Source organism: Enterococcus sp. S53 (assembly GCF_016516865.1).
GTDB classification, from domain to species: Bacteria; Bacillota; Bacilli; order Lactobacillales; family Enterococcaceae; genus Enterococcus_D; species Enterococcus_D innesii.
The window spans coordinates 1-466 of record NZ_JACVUH010000069.1 but is presented as its reverse complement, the minus strand read 5'-3'; the positions used below and the strand labels follow the sequence as shown (position 1 = coordinate 466).

Here is a 466-nt window from a genome sequence, read left to right as displayed (position 1 = left end):
TCGAGAATTGGTTGAAGAATATGCAATCATACATCTGGACAAAAGTGATCACGAAGTAACTTTTGACGTATTTGTAGTCTGGCAAGTTAAGGTGCTTCAAAATAATAAAGCTTTACTAAGCACCACTATTTCTGACGGGATGTACTATGAAATTACCTACAACGGTGACAAAGATGAACTTTATTTTGATGCATATAAGAAATTCGAAAATAAATGTATTCCGTTTTAAAAATTGCTCAAAACATCTTGCCCGATTGAAAGGTGGTGAAAATATGTGAGTTTATTTGATGTCTTTAAGCAGTCCATACGTAATGAAGAACCCTCAGACTGGATTCCAGATCTCGTCTATGGTGATGATGAATCCGCTCGAGCGTATCTGAAAATCATGGCAAAGAACACAGTACTTGATTTTGTTGCAAGGACAATGTCCACACTCGAAGTGAAGTTCAAAAACAAAGATGGTACT

1 protein-coding gene and 1 pseudogene are annotated in these 466 nt (G+C 36.3%); both read left to right on the top strand.

The genetic code is table 11. The features are described from left to right. The coding region (locus IAE45_RS18710; RefSeq protein ID WP_200143172.1) for a DUF6275 family protein at positions 1-229 on the top strand (229 nt) is incomplete at its 5' end. Positions 230-274: 45 nt separating this feature from the next. Beyond that, positions 275-466 (top strand): annotated as a pseudogene (locus IAE45_RS19130) (phage portal protein); the annotation flags it as partial.